The 19,840-nt window shown below is 50.9% G+C and carries 17 protein-coding genes, 1 tRNA gene and 1 pseudogene; 11 read left to right on the plus strand and 8 right to left on the minus strand.

The features are described from left to right. The first annotated feature begins 610 nt into the window (after nucleotides 1-610). From sdaC to xni, 3 genes are all read left to right on the plus strand, one after another. Nucleotides 611-1,900: an HAAAP family serine/threonine permease SdaC gene (gene sdaC, locus ABZJ92_RS15235; protein WP_000450476.1), complete on the plus strand. Its 1,290-nt coding sequence runs from the start codon at nucleotides 611-613 to the stop codon at nucleotides 1,898-1,900. Between the two features lie 57 nt (nucleotides 1,901-1,957). Continuing rightward, nucleotides 1,958-3,325, plus strand: coding sequence for an L-serine ammonia-lyase II (gene sdaB / locus ABZJ92_RS15240; protein ID WP_000626404.1), 1,368 nt, complete (start codon nucleotides 1,958-1,960; stop codon nucleotides 3,323-3,325). Nucleotides 3,326-3,435: 110 nt separating this feature from the next. Next, nucleotides 3,436-4,191: a flap endonuclease Xni gene (gene xni, locus ABZJ92_RS15245; protein ID WP_005051589.1), complete on the plus strand. Its 756-nt coding sequence runs from the start codon at nucleotides 3,436-3,438 to the stop codon at nucleotides 4,189-4,191. Between the two features lie 52 nt (nucleotides 4,192-4,243). Here xni and fucO read toward each other — a convergent pair whose 3' ends face one another. Next, on the minus strand, nucleotides 4,244-5,392 hold the full coding sequence (gene fucO / locus ABZJ92_RS15250; protein ID WP_005051592.1) for a lactaldehyde reductase: 1,149 nt from the start codon (nucleotides 5,390-5,392) through the stop codon (nucleotides 4,244-4,246). A gap of 27 nt (nucleotides 5,393-5,419) precedes the next feature. Further along, nucleotides 5,420-6,067, minus strand: a complete 648-nt coding sequence (gene fucA / locus ABZJ92_RS15255) for an L-fuculose-phosphate aldolase (RefSeq protein ID WP_000440781.1) — start codon at nucleotides 6,065-6,067, stop codon at nucleotides 5,420-5,422. A gap of 546 nt (nucleotides 6,068-6,613) precedes the next feature. Here fucA and fucP point away from each other — a divergent pair. The 5 genes and pseudogenes from fucP (at nucleotide 6,614) to fucR (ending at nucleotide 12,479) form a co-directional block, all read left to right on the plus strand. Next, on the plus strand, nucleotides 6,614-7,930 hold the full coding sequence (gene fucP / locus ABZJ92_RS15260; protein WP_000528610.1) for an L-fucose:H+ symporter permease: 1,317 nt from the start codon (nucleotides 6,614-6,616) through the stop codon (nucleotides 7,928-7,930). Between the two features lie 32 nt (nucleotides 7,931-7,962). Continuing rightward, on the plus strand, nucleotides 7,963-9,738 hold the full coding sequence (gene fucI / locus ABZJ92_RS15265; protein ID WP_000724153.1) for an L-fucose isomerase: 1,776 nt from the start codon (nucleotides 7,963-7,965) through the stop codon (nucleotides 9,736-9,738). Nucleotides 9,739-9,846: 108 nt separating this feature from the next. Beyond that, nucleotides 9,847-11,266: pseudogene (gene fucK, locus ABZJ92_RS15270) on the plus strand (L-fuculokinase). A gap of 1 nt (nucleotide 11,267) precedes the next feature. Further along, nucleotides 11,268-11,690, plus strand: a complete 423-nt coding sequence (gene fucU, locus ABZJ92_RS15275; RefSeq protein ID WP_000920834.1) for an L-fucose mutarotase — start codon at nucleotides 11,268-11,270, stop codon at nucleotides 11,688-11,690. Nucleotides 11,691-11,747: 57 nt separating this feature from the next. Next, nucleotides 11,748-12,479, plus strand: a complete 732-nt coding sequence (gene fucR / locus ABZJ92_RS15280; protein ID WP_000642344.1) for an L-fucose operon activator — start codon at nucleotides 11,748-11,750, stop codon at nucleotides 12,477-12,479. A 43-nt stretch (nucleotides 12,480-12,522) separates the two neighbouring features. On the opposite strand, the gene rlmM is transcribed toward fucR, so the two are convergent. From rlmM to ABZJ92_RS15300, 4 genes are all read right to left on the minus strand, one after another. Continuing rightward, nucleotides 12,523-13,623, minus strand: coding sequence for a 23S rRNA (cytidine(2498)-2'-O)-methyltransferase RlmM (gene rlmM / locus ABZJ92_RS15285; protein ID WP_001045525.1), 1,101 nt, complete (start codon nucleotides 13,621-13,623; stop codon nucleotides 12,523-12,525). Then, complete coding sequence (locus tag ABZJ92_RS15290) at nucleotides 13,616-14,011, minus strand: DUF423 domain-containing protein (RefSeq protein ID WP_000203905.1); 396 nt, start codon at nucleotides 14,009-14,011, stop codon at nucleotides 13,616-13,618. The genes rlmM and ABZJ92_RS15290 overlap by 8 nt, the downstream gene beginning before the upstream one ends. Before the next feature lie 18 nt (nucleotides 14,012-14,029). Continuing rightward, on the minus strand, nucleotides 14,030-14,947 hold the full coding sequence (gcvA, locus tag ABZJ92_RS15295; protein WP_000044395.1) for a glycine cleavage system transcriptional regulator GcvA: 918 nt from the start codon (nucleotides 14,945-14,947) through the stop codon (nucleotides 14,030-14,032). A 350-nt stretch (nucleotides 14,948-15,297) separates the two neighbouring features. Next, nucleotides 15,298-15,525, minus strand: a complete 228-nt coding sequence (locus tag ABZJ92_RS15300; RefSeq protein ID WP_005051615.1) for a YgdI/YgdR family lipoprotein — start codon at nucleotides 15,523-15,525, stop codon at nucleotides 15,298-15,300. Between the two features lie 191 nt (nucleotides 15,526-15,716). On the opposite strand from ABZJ92_RS15300, the gene csdA reads away from it, so the two are divergent. Together csdA and csdE are read left to right on the plus strand one after the other, a co-directional pair. After that, a complete protein-coding gene (gene csdA / locus ABZJ92_RS15305) occupies nucleotides 15,717-16,922 on the plus strand; it encodes a cysteine desulfurase CsdA (RefSeq protein ID WP_005051618.1) in 1,206 nt (401 codons plus the stop codon). After that, nucleotides 16,922-17,365: a cysteine desulfurase sulfur acceptor subunit CsdE gene (csdE, locus tag ABZJ92_RS15310; RefSeq protein ID WP_000184250.1), complete on the plus strand. Its 444-nt coding sequence runs from the start codon at nucleotides 16,922-16,924 to the stop codon at nucleotides 17,363-17,365. Before csdA ends, csdE begins: the two co-directional genes overlap by 1 nt. A 50-nt stretch (nucleotides 17,366-17,415) precedes the next feature. Here the strand turns inward: csdE and tcdA are convergent, their stop codons facing one another. Further along, entirely contained in the window at nucleotides 17,416-18,222 is an 807-nt protein-coding gene (gene tcdA, locus ABZJ92_RS15315) for a tRNA cyclic N6-threonylcarbamoyladenosine(37) synthase TcdA (RefSeq protein ID WP_000117724.1), read from the minus strand. A 237-nt stretch (nucleotides 18,223-18,459) separates the two neighbouring features. Continuing rightward, on the minus strand, nucleotides 18,460-19,557 hold the full coding sequence (gene mltA, locus ABZJ92_RS15320) for a murein transglycosylase A (RefSeq protein WP_000678641.1): 1,098 nt from the start codon (nucleotides 19,555-19,557) through the stop codon (nucleotides 18,460-18,462). 208 nt (nucleotides 19,558-19,765) lie between these two features. Here mltA and ABZJ92_RS15325 point away from each other — a divergent pair. After that, nucleotides 19,766-19,839: transfer RNA gene (locus tag ABZJ92_RS15325), tRNA-Met, on the plus strand. The last annotated feature ends 1 nt before the right edge of the window (nucleotide 19,840 follow it).

Raw genomic sequence — 19,840 nt, forward strand, 5'->3', positions numbered from 1 at the left:
CCTGGAAATACCCCACAGCCCCGAAAAAGAGCCAGTCAGTTGCTTAACTGACTGGCATTACTCCCCCGGTGACGTTTGTTGCCGGGTTTTCTCGTTTTTGGTCACTTACTCATCAACTCATTTCATTTGTTATATGAATGTTTCTTACCACCCTCACGCGACAAATATCATCACAGTTAATATGTCATACAATTTATGTTGCAACACAAACGTTTCCCTATTTTCATAAACCGTATTTTATCGCTATGAAAAAGAAATTATCGCCATGATTAACTAAAAGTATTGATTTTTTCAGTTCAACCTACATATATTGCGCGCCCCGGAAGAAGTCAGATGTCGTTTAATGGGCAAATATTGCCCTTAAATTCTCTTTTACTTTTGATTTACAGAGTAAAGCGTTGGGATAATCTATCTTCCAAGCAGATTATTGTATTTGGGATCAAGATCACTGATAGATACATAACTTGTGTGTATCTTTCCGCCCTCAAATTATTACGGCGGTAAATGATTAAGCCATCGCCGATAGACAGATTTCATTTTTACGGTCAGGCACCTTCCCGGGCTGAACTGGCTAAAAGCTGAATTATTTGCATTCCTCCAGGAGAAATAGATGGAAACGACTCAAACCAGCACGATTGCGTCGAAAGACTCTCGTAGTGCCTGGCGCAAGACAGACACCATGTGGATGCTGGGCCTTTACGGCACGGCAATCGGCGCGGGCGTGCTGTTCCTGCCAATCAACGCCGGTGTTGGCGGTATGATCCCGCTGATCATCATGGCTATCCTTGCGTTCCCGATGACGTTTTTTGCTCACCGCGGCCTGACTCGCTTCGTACTGTCTGGTAAAAACCCGGGCGAAGACATCACCGAGGTTGTAGAAGAACACTTTGGTATTGGCGCAGGTAAACTGATTACCCTGCTCTACTTCTTCGCTATCTACCCGATCCTGCTGGTTTATAGCGTGGCAATCACCAATACCGTTGAAAGCTTCATGTCTCACCAGCTGGGTATGACGCCACCGCCGCGTGCGATTCTGTCGCTGATCCTGATCGTGGGTATGATGACCATCGTTCGCTTTGGTGAGCAGATGATCGTTAAAGCGATGAGTATTCTGGTATTCCCGTTTGTTGGCGTACTGATGCTGCTGGCTCTGTACCTGATCCCGCAGTGGAACGGCGCAGCACTGGAAACGCTGTCTCTGGACACTGCATCTGCAACCGGAAACGGTCTGTGGATGACCCTGTGGCTGGCAATTCCGGTAATGGTGTTCTCGTTCAACCACTCTCCGATCATCTCTTCTTTCGCCGTTGCGAAGCGTGAAGAGTACGGCGATATGGCAGAACAGAAATGCTCGAAGATCCTGGCATTCGCACACATCATGATGGTGCTGACCGTAATGTTCTTCGTCTTCAGCTGCGTACTGAGCCTGACTCCGGCAGACCTGGCTGCGGCTAAAGAGCAGAACATCTCGATTCTGTCTTACCTGGCTAACCACTTTAACGCACCGGTTATCGCGTGGATGGCTCCGATTATCGCGATTATCGCTATCACCAAATCCTTCCTCGGCCACTACCTGGGCGCACGTGAAGGCTTCAACGGTATGGTGATTAAATCTCTGCGTGGTAAAGGTAAGTCTATCGAAATCAACAAGCTGAACCGTATCACTGCGCTGTTCATGCTGGTAACGACCTGGATTGTTGCCACCCTGAACCCGAGCATCCTGGGTATGATTGAAACCCTGGGCGGCCCAATCATCGCGATGATCCTGTTCCTGATGCCGATGTACGCAATTCAGAAAGTACCGGCAATGCGTAAGTACAGCGGTCACATCAGCAACGTATTCGTTGTCGTGATGGGTCTGATTGCAATCTCCGCAATCTTCTACTCTCTGTTCAGCTAAGTCCTTTCGCGCCGCTTTCGGGCGGCGCTTCCTCCGTTTTAACGCGATGTATTTCCTATGATTAGCGTATTCGATATTTTCAAAATCGGCATTGGCCCTTCCAGTTCTCATACCGTTGGACCAATGAAAGCGGGTAAACAATTTACCGACGATCTGATTGCCCGTAACCTGCTTAAAGACGTGACCCGCGTGGTGGTTGACGTGTACGGCTCGCTCTCTCTGACTGGTAAAGGCCACCACACAGATATCGCCATTATTATGGGCCTGGCGGGTAACCTGCCGGATACCGTGGATATCGATTCCATCCCCGGTTTTATTCAGGATGTGAATACTCATGGTCGCCTGATGCTGGCAAACGGTCAGCATGAAGTGGAGTTCCCGGTTGATCAGTGCATGAACTTCCATGCAGACAACCTTTCTCTGCATGAAAACGGTATGCGCATTACCGCGCTGGCGGGCGATAAAGTCGTTTACAGCCAGACTTACTACTCTATTGGCGGTGGCTTTATCGTTGATGAAGAGCATTTTGGCCAGCAGGATAGCGCACCGGTTGAAGTTCCTTATCCGTACAGTTCAGCAGCCGATCTGCAAAAACATTGTCAGGAAACCGGGCTGTCACTCTCTGGCCTGATGATGAAAAACGAGCTGGCGCTGCACAGTAAAGAAGAGCTGGAACAGCACCTGGCGAACGTCTGGGAAGTCATGCGTGGCGGTATTGAGCGCGGTATTTCCACCGAAGGCGTGTTGCCTGGCAAACTGCGCGTTCCACGCCGTGCTGCGGCACTACGCCGGATGCTGGTCAGCCAGGATAAAACCACCACTGACCCGATGGCGGTTGTTGACTGGATCAACATGTTTGCACTGGCAGTGAACGAAGAGAACGCTGCTGGCGGTCGCGTGGTGACTGCGCCGACTAACGGTGCGTGCGGGATTATCCCGGCTGTGCTGGCGTACTACGATAAGTTTATCCGCGAAGTGAACGCTAACTCACTGGCTCGTTACCTGCTGGTAGCCAGCGCCATTGGTTCTCTTTATAAGATGAACGCGTCGATTTCTGGTGCCGAAGTGGGTTGCCAGGGTGAAGTTGGCGTGGCGTGCTCTATGGCGGCAGCTGGTCTGGCAGAACTGTTAGGCGCAAGCCCGGCGCAGGTTTGCATCGCAGCGGAAATCGCGATGGAGCACAACCTCGGTCTGACTTGTGACCCGGTCGCGGGGCAGGTTCAGGTACCGTGCATTGAGCGTAACGCCATTGCAGCAGTGAAAGCGGTGAACGCCGCGCGTATGGCACTGCGCCGTACCAGCGAACCGCGCGTCTGCCTCGATAAAGTTATCGAAACCATGTACGAAACAGGTAAAGACATGAACGCCAAGTACCGCGAAACCTCTCGCGGCGGCCTGGCGATGAAGATCGTTGCCTGCGATTAATCTCTCCCAGAGGCCTCGTTTTGCGAAGCCTCTTCCTGTTTTCTCAACCAGCCATAGCCTGTTCCGGCATCGAATGTTACCCTTATCGCCTGATCTTTAAGGGGGTTATCGTGGCTGTTCATTTGCTTATTGTCGATGCACTGAATCTTATCCGTCGCATTCATGCCGTTCAGGGTTCGCCCTGTGTCGAAACCTGCCAGCATGCGCTCGATCAGCTCATTATGCACAGCCAGCCAACCCACGCGGTCGCCGTTTTTGATGATGAAAACCGCAGTAGCGGCTGGCGTCATCAGCGTTTACCAGATTACAAAGCGGATCGACCGCCAATGCCGGAAGAGTTGCACGACGAGATGCCTGCATTACGCGCCGCCTTTGAGCAACGCGGCGTCCCGTGCTGGTCAGCCAGCGGCAACGAAGCCGATGACTTAGCCGCCACACTGGCGGTCAAAGTGACACAGGCCGGGCATCAGGCAACGATTGTTTCGACAGATAAAGGCTACTGTCAGTTACTTTCACCGACATTACGTATTCGTGATTACTTCCAGAAACGTTGGCTGGATGCGCCATTTATCGATAAAGAATTTGGCGTTCAACCGCAGCAGTTGCCCGATTACTGGGGACTTGCGGGGATCAGCAGTTCAAAGGTACCGGGTGTTGCGGGAATCGGACCAAAAAGCGCCACGCAGCTGCTGGTCGAGTTTCAGAGTCTGGAAGGGATATATGAGAATCTGGATGCGGTTGCCGAAAAGTGGCGCAAAAAATTAGAAACCCATAAAGAGATGGCGTTTCTGTGCCGCGATATTGCCCGCTTACAAACCGATTTGCATATCGACGGCAATTTACAGCAATTGCGGTTGGTACGGTAACGGCGAGCCGGATACGCCGCAAATCGTATCCGGCATTATCACATCAGCGCATTTACCAGGCGGTATGGTAAAGCTCTACAATATCCTCAAGCGTTGCTTCACGCGGGTTGCCACCGGTACAAACATCATCCAGTGCCGCCTGAGCCAGTGCCGAAATGTCTTCCTTGCGTACACCAACATCACGCAAATGTGGCGGAATACCGACATCACGGTTGAGGGCAAACACCGCTTCAACAGCGGCATTACGCGCCCCTTCCAGGCTCATACCTTCCACTTTCACGCCCATAACGCGCGCGATATCGCGGTACTTCTCACCGGTAAAGTCAGCGTTATAGCGCATGACATGCGGTAACAGGATGGCGTTCGCAACACCGTGTGGAGTGTTATAAAACGCGCCCAGTGGATGCGCCATACCATGCACCAACCCTAACCCAACATTCGAGAAGCCCATACCCGCAACATACTGCCCGAGCGCCATTTCTTCTCCGGCATCCTTATCACCAGCAACCGATCCTCGCAGCGCCCCAGCAATGATTTCAATCGCTTTAATGTGCAGTGCATCGGTTAGTGCCCACGCGCCACGGGTAATATACCCCTCAATAGCATGAGTGAGCGCATCAACACCCGTCGCGGCTTTCAGCGCCGGAGGCATACCATCCATCATGTCAGCATCAATAAACGCCACCTGCGGGATATCATGCGGATCAACGCAAACAAACTTGCGCCGTTTTTCTTCGTCAGTGATCACGTAGTTAATGGTCACTTCTGCCGCAGTACCTGCTGTGGTGGGGATTGCCAGAATCGGTACACTGGGTTTATTGGTCGGGGAAAGCCCTTCCAGGCTACGCACATCGGCAAACTCCGGGTTGTTGCTGATAATGCCAATTGCTTTACAAGTATCCTGTGGAGAACCACCACCAATAGCGATCAGGTAATCCGCGCCGCTATTCTGGAATACACCGAGCCCTTCTTTGACGACAGTAATTGTTGGGTTGGGCACTACGCCGTCGTAAATCGCCCATGCCAGCCCTGCAGCATCCATCTTATCGGTCACTTTCGCCACCACGCCGCATTGCACCAGCGTTTTATCGGTGACGATCAGCGCCTTCTGATAACCACGGCGTTTCACCTCATCGGTTAAAGCCCCAACAGCACCCCGACCAAACCATGCCGTTTCGTTCAGAATCATTCTGTTAGCCATCATCCTTCTCCTTGTTGCTTTACGAAATTACTCTTCAATCCGTAACCCATAGGTTTTGAATTTCTCCAGCACTACGGCAATCTCTTCATCGCTCAGCACTGGCACCGGGTCCGTAATCGCCAGGGTCGTCAGGTAAAGTTGCGCCAGCACTTCAACTTCATGCGCCAGCCATAACGCTTTTTCCAGATTCACCTCACAAGCGATAAGCCCATGATGTTGTAACAAAGTTGCCTTACGATTTTTGAGAGCCAGCGCAACATGTTCAGAAAGTTCGCGTGTTCCAAAGGTCGCATAAGGCGCGCAAGGAATAGAATTACCGCCAGCCGCCGCAATCATGTAGTGAATAGCGGGGATCGATCGGTTAAGAATGGAAACTGCCGTGCAATGAACGGCATGATTGTGAACAACCGCGTTGGCATCCGGTCTGCTTTGATAGGCTGCCATATGGAAACGCCATTCGCTTGAGGGGAGCTTTCCTTCCTCATGTTTACCGTTGCCATCAATAAAGACAATATGCGACTCCGTCAGTTTTTCATATGGAATGCCTGTAGGCGTAATCAGCATCCCATCCTGATAACGTACACTGACGTTCCCCGCTGTCCCCTGGTTCAGTCCCAGGCGGGTCATTTCCAGGCAAGTGTCAATAATCTGACGAGCAAGTTTATTTCGTTCCATTAGCTACCTCTCTCTGATTCAAAACAGGGCAATAATGTTGTTCCTTTCACACTATTGAATTAGCCGTTTAATTACCCACCATCTTCTTCCTGATTAACAAGAAAGAAATTCACAAGCTTATATTTTGTGACCTAGCTCAACTAATCACAGTAAATAACTGCAAGTTCTCTTTTTATAACCCCGTTAAAAATGACCGCTCTTAAAAATATTTATCAAAACGGTCATTTTTCCATTTCCCCTCGCCAGAAATGCCCGTTTTCGGCACAAACAATTAATACGGTCATCTGGTTTGTGTTTTTTATGATTTATTTTCTGAAACGGGCATGAAATTTCGATTATTAAAGTGATGGTAGTCACATAAAGTCACCTTCCAGCTAATAAGTGTGACCGCCGTCATATTACAGAGCGTTTTTTATTTGAAAATGAATCCATGAGTTCATTTCAGACAGGCAAATATTCACCGATATGAAGCCCGAACTCGCTGGTTTTGCACTTTTGAAAACATAACCGATTACGTGCTTAAGCTTCTGAACCTAAGAGGATGCTATGGGAAACACATCAATACAAACGCAGAGTTACCGTGCGGTAGATAAAGATGCAGGGCAAAGCAGAAGTTACATTATTCCATTCGCGCTGCTGTGCTCACTGTTTTTTCTTTGGGCGGTAGCCAATAACCTTAACGACATTTTATTACCTCAATTCCAGCAGGCTTTTACGCTGACAAATTTCCAGGCTGGCCTGATCCAATCGGCCTTTTACTTTGGTTATTTCATTATCCCAATCCCTGCTGGGATATTGATGAAAAAACTCAGTTATAAAGCAGGGATTATTACCGGATTATTTTTATATGCCTTGGGCGCTGCATTATTCTGGCCCGCTGCAGAAATAATGAACTACACCTTATTTTTAGTTGGCCTATTTATTATTGCAGCCGGATTAGGTTGTCTGGAAACTGCCGCAAACCCTTTTGTTACGGTATTAGGGCCGGAAAGCAGTAGTCACTTCCGCTTAAATCTTGCGCAAACATTTAACTCGTTTGGCGCAATTATCGCGGTTGTCTTTGGGCAAAGTCTTATTTTGTCTAACGTGCCACATCAATCGCAAGACGTTCTCGATAAAATGTCTCCAGAGCAATTGAGTGCGTATAAACACAGCCTGGTATTATCGGTACAGACACCTTATATGATCATCGTGGCTATCGTGTTACTGGTCGCCCTGCTGATCATGCTGACGAAATTCCCGGCATTGCAGAGTGATAATCACAGTGACGCCAAACAAGGATCGTTCTCCGCATCGCTTTCTCGTCTGGCGCGTATTCGTCACTGGCGCTGGGCGGTATTAGCGCAATTCTGCTATGTCGGCGCACAAACGGCCTGCTGGAGCTATTTGATTCGCTACGCTGTAGAAGAAATTCTAGGTATGACTGCAGGCTTTGCCGCTAACTATTTAACCGGAACCATGGTGTGCTTCTTTATTGGTCGTTTCACCGGTACCTGGCTCATCAGTCGCTTCGCACCACACAAAGTCCTGGCCGCCTACGCATTAATCGCTATGGCACTGTGCCTGATCTCAGCCTTCGCTGGCGGTCATGTGGGCTTAATAGCCCTGACTTTATGCAGCGCCTTTATGTCGATTCAGTACCCAACAATCTTCTCGCTGGGCATTAAGAATCTCGGCCAGGACACCAAATACGGTTCGTCCTTCATCGTTATGACCATTATTGGCGGCGGTATTGTCACTCCGGTCATGGGTTTTGTCAGTGACGCGGCGGGCAACATCCCCACTGCTGAACTGATCCCCGCACTCTGCTTCGCGGTCATCTTTATCTTTGCCCGTTTCCGTTCTCAAACGGCAACTAACTGAACATATTTTCCGAATAAAGTGAGGAATCTGTAATGAAAAAAATCAGCTTACCGAAAATTGGTATCCGCCCGGTTATTGACGGTCGTCGCATGGGTGTTCGTGAGTCGCTTGAAGAACAAACAATGAATATGGCGAAAGCTACGGCCGCACTGCTGACCGAGAAACTGCGCCATGCCTGCGGAGCTGCCGTCGAGTGTGTCATTTCCGATACCTGTATCGCGGGTATGGCTGAAGCCGCTGCTTGCGAAGAAAAATTCAGCAGCCAGAATGTAGGCCTCACCATTACGGTAACGCCTTGCTGGTGCTATGGCAGTGAAACCATCGACATGGATCCAACCCGCCCGAAAGCCATTTGGGGCTTTAACGGCACTGAACGCCCCGGCGCTGTTTACCTGGCTGCGGCTCTGGCAGCTCACAGCCAGAAAGGCATCCCGGCATTCTCCATTTACGGTCATGACGTTCAGGATGCCGATGACACATCGATTCCTGCCGATGTTGAAGAAAAACTGCTGCGCTTTGCCCGCGCCGGTTTGGCCGTCGCCAGCATGAAAGGTAAAAGCTATCTGTCGCTGGGCGGCGTTTCGATGGGTATCGCCGGTTCTATTGTTGATCACAACTTCTTTGAATCCTGGCTGGGAATGAAAGTCCAGGCGGTGGATATGACCGAACTGCGTCGCCGTATCGATCAGAAGATTTACGACGAAGCCGAACTGGAAATGGCACTGGCCTGGGCTGATAAAAACTTCCGCTATGGCGAAGATGAAAATAACAAACAGTATCAACGCAATGCCGAGCAAAGCCGCGCAGTTCTGCGCGAAAGTTTACTGATGGCGATGTGTATCCGCGACATGATGCAAGGCAACAGCAAACTGGCCGATATTGGTCGCGTGGAAGAATCACTTGGCTACAACGCCATCGCTGCGGGCTTCCAGGGGCAACGTCACTGGACCGATCAATATCCCAATGGTGACACCGCCGAAGCGATCCTCAACAGTTCATTTGACTGGAATGGCGTGCGCGAACCCTTTGTCGTGGCGACCGAAAACGACAGTCTTAACGGCGTGGCAATGCTAATGGGTCACCAGCTCACCGGCACCGCTCAGGTATTTGCCGATGTGCGTACCTACTGGTCACCAGAAGCAATTGAGCGTGTAACGGGGCATAAACTGGACGGACTGGCAGAACACGGCATCATCCATTTGATCAACTCAGGTTCTGCTGCGCTGGACGGTTCCTGTAAACAACGCGACAGCGAAGGTAACCCGACGATGAAGCCGCACTGGGAAATCTCTCAGCAAGAGGCTGACGCTTGCCTCGCCGCTACCGAATGGTGCCCGGCGATCCACGAATACTTCCGTGGCGGCGGTTACTCTTCCCGCTTCCTTACCGAAGGCGGCGTCCCGTTCACCATGACTCGTGTCAACATCATCAAAGGCCTGGGACCGGTACTGCAAATCGCGGAAGGCTGGAGCGTGGAATTGCCGAAGGATGTGCATGACATCCTCAACAAACGCACCAACTCAACCTGGCCAACCACCTGGTTTGCACCGCGCCTCACTGGTAAAGGGCCGTTTACGGATGTGTATTCGGTAATGGCGAACTGGGGTGCCAACCACGGAGTTCTGACCATCGGCCACGTTGGCGCAGACTTTATCACCCTTGCCTCCATGCTGCGTATCCCGGTATGTATGCACAACGTTGAAGAGACCAAAGTGTATCGTCCTTCTGCCTGGGCTGCGCACGGCATGGATATTGAAGGCCAGGATTACCGCGCTTGCCAGAACTACGGTCCGTTGTACAAGCGTTAATACATTACACCCTGATGTGATGCCCGGTCGCTCCGGCTACCGGGCCTGAACAAGCAAGAGTGGTTAGCCGGATAAACAATGTTATCCGGCTATATTGCAGGAGCGATTATGAAACAAGAAGTTATCCTGGTACTCGACTGTGGCGCGACCAATGTCAGGGCCATCGCGGTTAATCGGCAGGGAAAAATTGTTGCCCGCGCCTCAACGCCTAATGCCAGCGATATCGCGATGGAAAACAACACCTGGCACCAGTGGTCTTTAGACTGCCATTTTGCAACGCTTTGCTGATTGCTGTCGGCAAATCAATAGTGAACTGACTGAATGCCACATCCGCGGTATCGCCGTCACCACCTTTAGTGTGGATGGCGCTCTGGTAGATAAGCAAGGCAATCTGCTCTATCCGATCATTAGCTGGAAATGTCCGCGAACAGCAGCGGTTATGGACAATATTGAACGGTTAATCTCCGCACAGCGGTTGCAGGCTATTTCTGGCGTCGGAGCCTTTAGTTTCAATACGTTATATAAGTTGGTGTGGTTGAAAGAAAATCATCCACAACTGCTGGAACGCGCGCACGCCTGGCTCTTCATTTCGTCGCTGATTAACCACCGTTTAACCAGCGAATTCACTACTGATATCACGATGGCCGGAACCAGCCAGATGCTGGATATCCAGCAACGCGATTTCAGTCCGCAAATTTTACAAGCCACCGGTATTCCACGCCGACTCTTCCCTCGTCTGGTGGAAGCGGGTGAACAGATTGGTACGCTACAGAACAACGCCGCAGCAATGCTCGGCTTACCCGTTGGCATACCGGTGATTTCCGCAGGTCACGATACCCAGTTCGCCCTTTTTGGCGCTGGTGCCGAACAAAATGAACCCGTGCTCTCCTCCGGTACATGGGAAATTTTAATGGTTCGCAGCGCCTAGGTTGATACTTCGCTGTTAAGTCAGTACGCCGGTTCCACCTGCGAACTAGATAGCCAGGCATGGTTGTATAACCCAGGTATGCAATGGCTGGCATCCGGCGTGCTGGAATGGGTGAGAAAACTGTTCTGGACGGCTGAAACACCCTGGCAAATGTTGATTGAAGAAGCTCGTCTGATCGCACCTGGCGCGGATGGTGTGAAAATGCAGTGTGATTTATTGTCGTGTCAGAACGCTGGCTGGCAAGGAGTGACGCTTAATACCACGCGGGGGCATTTCTATCGCGCGGCGCTGGAAGGGTTAACTGCGCAATTACAGCGCAATCTACAGATGCTGGAAAAAATCGGGCACTTTAAAGCCTATGAATTATTGTTAGTCGGTGGAGGAAGTCGCAACACATTGTGGAATCAGATTAAAGCCAATATGCTTGATATTCCGGTAAAAGTTCTCGACGATGCCGAAACGACCGTCGCAGGAGCTGCGCTGTTCGGTTGGTATGGCGTAGGGGAATTTAACAGCCCGGAAGAAGCCCGTGCACAGATTCATTATCAGTACCGTTATTTCTACCCGCAAACTGAACCTGAATTTATAGAGGAAGTGTGAAATGCTGAAAACAATTTCGCCGTTAATTTCTCCCGAACTATTGAAAGTGCTGGCAGAGATGGGACATGGAGATGAAATTATTTTTTCCGATGCTCACTTTCCCGCCCATTCGATGGAACCGCAGGTGATCCGCGCTGATGGCCTGTTGGTGAGCGACTTGCTCCAGGCGATTATCCCGTTATTTGAGCTGGACAGTTATGCCCCGCCGCTGGTGATGATGGCGGCGGTAGAGGGTGACACTCTCGATCCTGAAGTAGAACGACGTTACCGTAATGCGCTTTCACTACAAGCCCCGTGTCCTGACATCATCCGCATCAATCGTTTTGCGTTTTATGAACGGGCGCAAAAAGCCTTTGCGATCGTTATCACAGGCGAACGAGCGAAGTACGGGAATATTCTTTTAAAAAAAGGGGTAACACCGTAATCTCATACCGGTACGCCCGCATGACGCGGGCGGTTATCGAATGATGGGGTGAAAAATATGAAAGCGGCACGCCAGCAAGCGATAGTCGACCTGCTGCTGAACCATACCAGCCTGACCACGGAAGCTCTCTCTGAACAGCTAAAGGTCAGTAAAGAAACCATTCGTCGCGATCTCAATGAATTACAGACGCAGGGTAAAATTCTGCGCAATCATGGACGCGCTAAATATATCCACCGTCAAAATCAAGACAGTGGCGATCCCTTTCACATCAGGCTGAAAAGCCATTATGCGCATAAAGCAGATATCGCGCGCGAGGCGCTCGCGTGGATTGAAGAAGGGATGGTGATAGCCTTAGACGCCAGTTCAACTTGCTGGTATCTGGCACGCCAGTTGCCTGACATCAACATTCAGGTCTTCACCAATAGCCATCCGATTTGCCATGAACTCGGTAAACGCGAACGCATTCAACTGATCAGTTCCGGCGGCACACTTGAGCGCAAATATGGCTGTTACGTCAATCCCTCGCTGATTTCCCAACTTAAATCGCTGGAAATCGATCTGTTTATTTTTTCTTGTGAAGGGATCGATAGCAGCGGCGCACTGTGGGACTCCAATGCGATCAACGCTGATTACAAATCGATGCTATTAAAACGTGCCGCGCAATCGTTGTTATTGATTGATAAAAGTAAATTTAATCGTTCAGGGGAAGCCCGCATCGGGCATCTGGATGAGGTAACGCACATTATTTCTGATGAGCGCCAGGTTGCAACTTCTTTGGTAACAGCCTGACGGAAAGGGTAGCAGGCCGGAGACGACGCCCCGGCCTTGCCTGTTATCGCTCGTCGCGACGACCACCCACCGCAGCCCAGATGCGGCGGACGTGCACCGTCACTTCTTCGCGATCGTGATACAACTGCCGCGCCTGAATCTGAGCATTTATGCCATGTTCATCAAGCTGTGCCTGAATATACGCCAGATTGTGTGATACTTCTTCGTAGCGTTTTTTCATCGGCAGTTTGAGATTGAAAATGGTTTCACGGCACCAGCCATTAACCAGCCACTGCGCCATCAATGCCGCAACTTTAGCCGGTTTTTCAACCATATCGCATACCATCCAGGAGATATTGCTGCGTGTCGGACGGAATTTGAAACCGTCTTCCCGCAGCCACGTCACCTGCCCGGTATCCATCAGACTTTGCGCCATCGGGCCGTTGTCGACGGAATAAACCCACATGTTGCGCTTCACCAGTTGGTAGGTCCAGCCGCCAGGGCAAGCGCCTAAATCCACCGCCCACATCCCGTTCGCCAGGCGTTCATCCCACTCATCCGCAGGAATAAACACATGAAATGCCTCTTCCAGTTTGAGCGTGGAACGACTCGGCGCCTCTGCCGGAAATTTCAGGCGCGGAATGCCCATATAGAACGGCGAATTATTGTTGCTGTATGAGTAACCGGTATAGCAGCATCCTGGTGCAATAAAGAATACATGCACAACCGGACGCTTCGGCGTTTCATAGTTCGCCAGCACCCCAGCATCGCGCAAGGCAGCGCGTAGCGGAACAGTGAACTTACGGCAGAATTTCAGCAACTCTTTGCTTTCGTTGGTATCGGCAACTTCAACACGCAGTTCACCGCCCTTCTCTACTACACCCTGTAACATGCCGACAATGGGGGTAATACGATCTTCTGGCGGCAAATGCTGCAGGAGTTCCCCCACCACAAACCACTGGCGGGCAAAAATTAATGAACTGAACGGCAGCTCACGGATTAACTTATCGCCATCATCAGGTTGATAACATTCATAAATGACATAACCCGCATTCTCTTTCACGCGGGCAAAACCGAAAATTTCCCGCTGGCCGGCTTTATCGGTAATTTCTGCGGCGCACTCTTTTTCAAAGCCCGGACGGCACAGCAATACAACCTTATTCATGACTTACGCCCTTGCGCTTTAAACGGATAGCACCAACTAACATTAACGCCCAGCCCGCAAGGAAGCTCACGCCGCCAACCGGTGTGACAAACGCCCACAAACGCAGATGGGACAGCGCCAGGCAATAAAGGCTGCCGCTGAACAGCACCGTGCCTAACGCGAGGAAAACGCTACTCCAGTAAAACCAGATACTGATGCGACGCTGCATTGCCACCGCCAGACCTAAGATCGCCAGCGTATGAAACGCCTGGTATTCGAGACCGGTTTGGATCCAGCCCATCTCAACGGCCCCCATGGTTTTACTTAACACATGCGCACCAAAAGCGCCCAGTGCCACAAAAATGAAGCCGCTAATGGCGGCGAAAATCAGCATAAAACGGCTGGTCATGGTCGTACCCTACGTAAATTATTGTTCATAACGAAAGCGGAATTTTTCTTGTTCAGCAGCGGCTTTCGCCAGGATCCATTGGCGAAAGGCGGCTATTTTACCCAGTTCTGCCTGGCTGTCATGACAAACCAGATAAAAAGCATTTTTACTGACCAGAACATCATTAAACGGGCAAACAAGACGTCCGGCCTCGATTTCAGATTGCGCCATCACGTTATTTGCCAGCGCCACTCCCTGCCCGTGAATAGCCGCTTGCAGCACCATGGCGCTATGACTAAAAATTGGCCCTTGCTGAACGTTGATATGATTAAACCCCAACTGTCGGGTATATGTCTGCCAGTCACGGCGTGACGCATCATGTAATAACGTATGTTTAGCCAGATCTTCCGGGGTCTTCAAGGGTTTTTCGCCTGTCAGCAGTAGCGGCGAACACACCGGCAATAAATATTCGGCGTACAGTTTTTCCACCCGTAGCCCCGGCCAGTTGCCCCGACCATAAAATATCGCCACATCAACATCATCCGCCAGCTTATCTTCCTGACGATCAACCGCCTGGATTCGAACGTCAATTCCCGGATAAGCTGAATTAAAGCTGGAAAGTCGCGGAACCAACCAATGAATGGCGAAACTGGGGAGTAAACTGACCGTCAACGCCCCCTTGGCGCTACGGGCCTGGAGTTTACGCGTCGCTTCGGTTAATTGCGAAAATATCTCTTTGATATCGAGGAAATAGCTTTGCCCTTCCTCGGTCAGCAGGAGTGAACGATTACGGCGGCGGAACAGTTTTAGCCCCAAAAAATCCTCAAGAGACTTGATTTGATGACTTACTGCGGCCTGGGTCACAAAAAGCTCTTCTGCTGCGCGAGTAAAACTTAAATGGCGTGCTGCGGCATCAAAAACTCGTAAGGCATTTAGCGGTGGTAATCGTTTAGACATGGCTTTTAAACTTTGATGTTAAATGAATTTAACAATTAGATCACACTGTGTAACCTATTAGTTTTTTTAATCTGAGCCATTATAAATTGTCCGTTGAGCTTCTACCAGCAAATACCTATAGTGGCGGCACTTCCTGAGCCGGAACGAAAAGTTTTATCGGAATGCGTATTCTGGTGAACTTTTGGCTTACGGTTGTGATGTTGTGTTGTTGTGTTTGCAATTGGTCTGCGATTCAGACCATGGTAGCAAAGCTACCTTTTTTCACTTCCTGTACATTTACCCTGTCTGTCCATAGTGATTAATGTAGCACCGCCTAATTGCGGTGCTTTTTTTTACCTTGCGATCGCGAATTACTGTTCCAGTTCGACCATCTCTTTCACGTCAGTACGGTTGATCTGCTGTTTGTTGCCATTAGCGTCTTTATACGAAATCATACCGATATCGTTATCAGTCTGTGGTTTGCCGTCAGAGACGATGGTACGTCCGTCATTGGTGTGCATCACATAGTTCGAACCGGAACAGGCGCTCAGGGCAAAAGTCAGCATACAGGCAGAAATAATTGCGGCAGTCTTTTTCATCATCTTCTCCTTAAAACGATTAATAAATCTTAATAGTATTGATTAACAGGCTAAAATTAACGCCTAACACTATTCAGCATATGTTACTTACGCGGCTTCGCCAGGATATCCAGATAATTCTGATGGTTAGCACTCTCCTTGTATCAAAGTGAATTTTGCGTCACGATCGGTGCATCAAGCCGAGGAGTACCATGAACGTTTTTAATCCCGCGCAGTTTCGCGCCCAGTTTCCCGCACTACAGGATGCGGGCGTCTATCTCGACAGCGCCGCGACCGCGCTTAAACCTGAAGCCGTGGTTGAAGCCACTCGACAGTTTTACAGCCTGAGCGCCGGAAACGTCCATCGCAGCCAGTTTGCCGAAGCCCAACGCCTGACCGCGCGTTATGAAGCTGCACGAGAGAAAGTGGCGCAATTACTGAATGCACCGGATGATAAAACTATCGTCTGGACGCGCGGCACCACTGAATCCATCAACATGGTGGCACAATGCTATGCGCGTCCGCGTCTGCAACCGGGCGATGAGATTATTGTCAGCGTGGCAGAACACCACGCTAACCTCGTCCCCTGGCTGATGGTCGCCCAACAAACTAGAGCCAAAGTGGTGAAATTGCCGCTTAATGCGCAGCGACTGCCGGATGTCGATTTGTTGCCAGAGCTGATTACTCCCCGTAGTCGGATTCTGGCGTTGGGTCAGATGTCGAACGTGACTGGCGGTTGCCCGGATCTGGCGCGAGCGATTACCTTTGCTCATTCAGCCGGGATGGTGGTGATGGTTGATGGTGCTCAGGGGACGGTGCATTTCCCCGCGGATGTTCAGCAACTGGATATCGATTTCTATGCTTTCTCTGGTCACAAACTGTATGGCCCGACGGGTATCGGCGTGCTGTATGGCAAATCAGAACTGCTGGAAGCGATGTCGCCCTGGCTGGGTGGCGGCAAAATGATTCACGAAGTGAGTTTTGACGGTTTCACCACTCAATCTGCGCCGTGGAAACTGGAAGCAGGAACGCCAAATGTCGCTGGCGTCATAGGATTAAGCGCGGCGCTGGAATGGCTGGCAGATTACGATATCAACCAGGCCGAAAGCTGGAGCCGTAGCTTAGCAACGCTTGCAGAAGAAGCGCTGGCGAAACGTCCAGGCTTTCGTTCATTCCGCTGCCAGGATTCCAGCCTGCTGGCCTTTGATTTTGCTGGCGTTCATCACAGCGATATGGTGACGCTACTGGCGGAGTACGGTATTGCCTTGCGGGCCGGGCAACATTGCGCTCAGCCGCTACTGGCAGAATTAGGCGTAACCGGCACACTGCGCGCCTCATTTGCGCCATATAATACAAAGAGTGATGTGGATGCGCTGGTGAATGCCGTTGACCGCGCGCTGGAATTATTGGTGGATTAATGACAAACCCGCAATTCGCCGGACATCCGTTCGGCACAACCGTAACCGCAGAAACGTTACGCAATACCTTCGCACCGTTGTCGCAATGGGAAGATAAATATCGCCAGTTGATCATGCTGGGGAAACAGCTTCCGGCTTTGCCAGACGAGTTAAAAGCGCAGGCTAAAGAGATTGCCGGATGCGAAAACCGCGTCTGGCTGGGATATACCGTGGCTGAAAACGGCAAAATGCACTTCTTTGGCAACAGCGAAGGGCGCATTGTGCGCGGCCTGTTGGCGGTGTTGTTGACTGCCGTTGAGGGGAAAACCGCCGCCGAATTACAGGCACAGTCGCCGCTGGCATTGTTTGATGAGCTGGGATTACGTGCGCAGCTTAGCGCCTCACGCAGCCAGGGGTTAAATGCGTTAAGCGAGGCGATTATCGCTGCGACGAAGCAGGTTTAAGCACAGAACCGGGTCGGATAAGACGTTCGCGTCTCATCCGACCTGATTGTTTAACCCTGACGCGCCGCTTTCGCCATCATCTTCTTCAGCGCATGAGAAACCGCAACAAACCCAAAGGTGGCGGTCACCATCGTTGCCGCGCCAAATCCAGATGCACAATCCATCCGCTTCGGCCCTTCTGCCGTGGCTTTCATCGCACACACCGTACCGTCTGACTGCGGGTACACCAGCGCTTCAGTAGAAAACACGCAATCCACGCCGAGCTTACCTTTACTGTTTTTCACTACGCCAAAATCGCTTTTCAGGCGCTCGCGCAACTTCGCCGCCAGCGGATCCTGAATCGTTTTCGCCAGATCGGTAACCTGAATCTGCGTCGGGTCAATCTGCCCACCCGCGCCACCGGTCGTGACCAGCGGGATTTTATTGCGCCGACAATAAGCAATCAGCGCCGCTTTGGGCCGTACACTATCAATGGCATCAATCACGTACGAATAACCGGCACTCATATATTGCGCTACGTTATCCGGCGTCACGAAATCATCCACCACCGTTACACGGCACTCCGGGTTAATCTGGCGAATGCGCTCCGCCATGACTTCCGCTTTTGCCAGCCCGACGTTATCGCGCAGAGCGTGAATTTGCCGATTGGTATTGGTGACGCACACATCATCCATATCGATAAGCGTGATTGCGCCAATCCCCGTGCGCGCCAGCGCTTCCGCCGCCCAGGAACCGACACCACCGATACCAACCACACAAATATGCGCGTCAGCAAACAGTTGCAACGCTTTTTCACCATACAGACGCGCTGTGCCACCAAAACGCTGACGCCATGCATCACTAATTACCACAGACATAGCACCTCAGAATTAAAAAGGGCGAGGTTATCCCTCACCCTAAACGCATAAATGCCTGATGCGCTACGCTTATCAGGCCTACATAACTCCTGCAATATTTTGGATTTGCATGATTTGTAGGCCGGATAAGGCGTTCACGCCGCATCCGGTATGAACAACGCGCACTTAGTCAATAATCAGGATGTGAGGTTACCCCTCCCCTGTCATATCCGTAAAAACGGCATACAGAATATCACATCAGCCGCTAAAGACGTTACCTGCGCCCGGAGCCGTTTTCAGCACCCAAACCCGTCCATAGTGGTTGTACCAACCTGCGCGGTGTCCGGCTTCCGGCCCGATCCCTTGATAGATATCGAAGTGTTGGCCTTTGATTGCGCCCCCGACATCCAACGCCACCATCAGACGCAATTCGTACTGACCGTTAAATTTGCCGTTATTATCCAGCAGCGGCACTTCTGCCAGCAAGGTAGTACCTGGCGGAATAATTGAACGATCGGAGGCAACAGAAGCACGGCCAACCAGCGGCACCGCACTTGCCCCTTTCACCGGTGCAAAAGATTGCGGTTTAAAGAAGACGAAAGACGGGTTCTGTTCCAGCAGCTCGCGAACCTCGGCTTCACTGTGTGTTTCGCCCCAATGACGAATCGCCTGCATCGACATATCTTCTTTTTTCACTTCGCCACGGTCGATCAGCACCTTACCAATGCTGCGATAGGCATGACCGTTTTTCCCTGCATAGCTGAAAAAGTTAAGCGGACTGCCATCACCAAAGTCGATATACCCACTACCCTGCACATCCATAATGAAGTTATCCATCAGAGAGTTGCTGTAAGCGAGGATGTATTTATCGCCCAATGCCCCGGCGTAGATCTCCGCACGAGACGGCAGACGACCACGTTTTGGCGGCATACGGTAAATAGGATACTGGAACTCGCCCTGGCGGGTATGGCGCGCCTGAATTACCGGCGTGTAATAGCCTGTAAACTGCACGTTACCATAGTTGTCGGCACCTTCCATCTGCCAGGCATCAATGCCGAACTGGCGCATATTGCGGGTATCACCGCCTGCGCGCAGCCACTCTTGCACCGCGTTATAAACATTACTCTGGTTGCCATACAGACGCGGTGACGAATTACGGATATGGTTAATTTGCTCGGCAAAATCACCGGCGTTAATCGGCGCGCCAACGGCATCTGGCTGGTTCACCAGAGAGAAAGGCTGGGTAAATTTCCCGTCTTTATATTGCTGTCCGCGATCGGTTGGTTTGGAAGAGCAGGCGGCAAGCATTGCCACAACCGTGCCCATAAGAAGGTACTTTACCCAACGTCCTTTCATTGTTCTCTTCTTCAGGTTAAAAAATAAGGCGCAACGAAGATAACAAACCGCCGCGTTTAATGAAATGAGCAGCCTCTCCCTGACGCAAATTTTGCACAAAAAATAGGCTTTAGTGGTTTGTTTTTGTTCAAAATCATGCTAAATCCGTGATCGGGGTAAAAAAAAGGTTGCATGAAAACGCGAGCGGAGTATAGTGCGCATCCACGGACGCGGGGTGGAGCAGCCTGGTAGCTCGTCGGGCTCATAACCCGAAGGTCGTCGGTTCAAATCCGGCCCCCGCAAC

It is taken from the genome of Shigella sp. FJ200513 (genome assembly GCF_040495915.1).
Lineage (GTDB): Bacteria > Pseudomonadota > Gammaproteobacteria > Enterobacterales > Enterobacteriaceae > ECMA0423.

Excerpts from the sequence above, each read along its gene's own strand:
- fucP (WP_000528610.1), top strand. The coding sequence starts at position 6,614 with ATGGGAAACACATCAATACAAACGCAGAGTTACCGTGCGGTAGATAAA.
- fucO (WP_005051592.1), bottom strand. The coding sequence starts at position 5,392 with ATGGCTAACAGAATGATTCTGAACGAAACGGCATGGTTTGGTCGGGGT.
- ABZJ92_RS15300 (WP_005051615.1), bottom strand. The coding sequence starts at position 15,525 with ATGAAAAAGACTGCCGCAATTATTTCTGCCTGTATGCTGACTTTTGCC.
- fucR (WP_000642344.1), top strand. The coding sequence starts at position 11,748 with ATGAAAGCGGCACGCCAGCAAGCGATAGTCGACCTGCTGCTGAACCAT.
- fucA (WP_000440781.1), bottom strand. The coding sequence starts at position 6,067 with ATGGAACGAAATAAACTTGCTCGTCAGATTATTGACACTTGCCTGGAA.
- ABZJ92_RS15290 (WP_000203905.1), bottom strand. The coding sequence starts at position 14,011 with ATGACCAGCCGTTTTATGCTGATTTTCGCCGCCATTAGCGGCTTCATT.
- csdA (WP_005051618.1), top strand. The coding sequence starts at position 15,717 with ATGAACGTTTTTAATCCCGCGCAGTTTCGCGCCCAGTTTCCCGCACTA.
- fucU (WP_000920834.1), top strand. The coding sequence starts at position 11,268 with ATGCTGAAAACAATTTCGCCGTTAATTTCTCCCGAACTATTGAAAGTG.
- csdE (WP_000184250.1), top strand. The coding sequence starts at position 16,922 with ATGACAAACCCGCAATTCGCCGGACATCCGTTCGGCACAACCGTAACC.
- gcvA (WP_000044395.1), bottom strand. The coding sequence starts at position 14,947 with ATGTCTAAACGATTACCACCGCTAAATGCCTTACGAGTTTTTGATGCC.
- mltA (WP_000678641.1), bottom strand. The coding sequence starts at position 19,557 with ATGAAAGGACGTTGGGTAAAGTACCTTCTTATGGGCACGGTTGTGGCA.
- tcdA (WP_000117724.1), bottom strand. The coding sequence starts at position 18,222 with ATGTCTGTGGTAATTAGTGATGCATGGCGTCAGCGTTTTGGTGGCACA.
- rlmM (WP_001045525.1), bottom strand. The coding sequence starts at position 13,623 with ATGAATAAGGTTGTATTGCTGTGCCGTCCGGGCTTTGAAAAAGAGTGC.
- sdaB (WP_000626404.1), top strand. The coding sequence starts at position 1,958 with ATGATTAGCGTATTCGATATTTTCAAAATCGGCATTGGCCCTTCCAGT.
- fucI (WP_000724153.1), top strand. The coding sequence starts at position 7,963 with ATGAAAAAAATCAGCTTACCGAAAATTGGTATCCGCCCGGTTATTGAC.
- sdaC (WP_000450476.1), top strand. The coding sequence starts at position 611 with ATGGAAACGACTCAAACCAGCACGATTGCGTCGAAAGACTCTCGTAGT.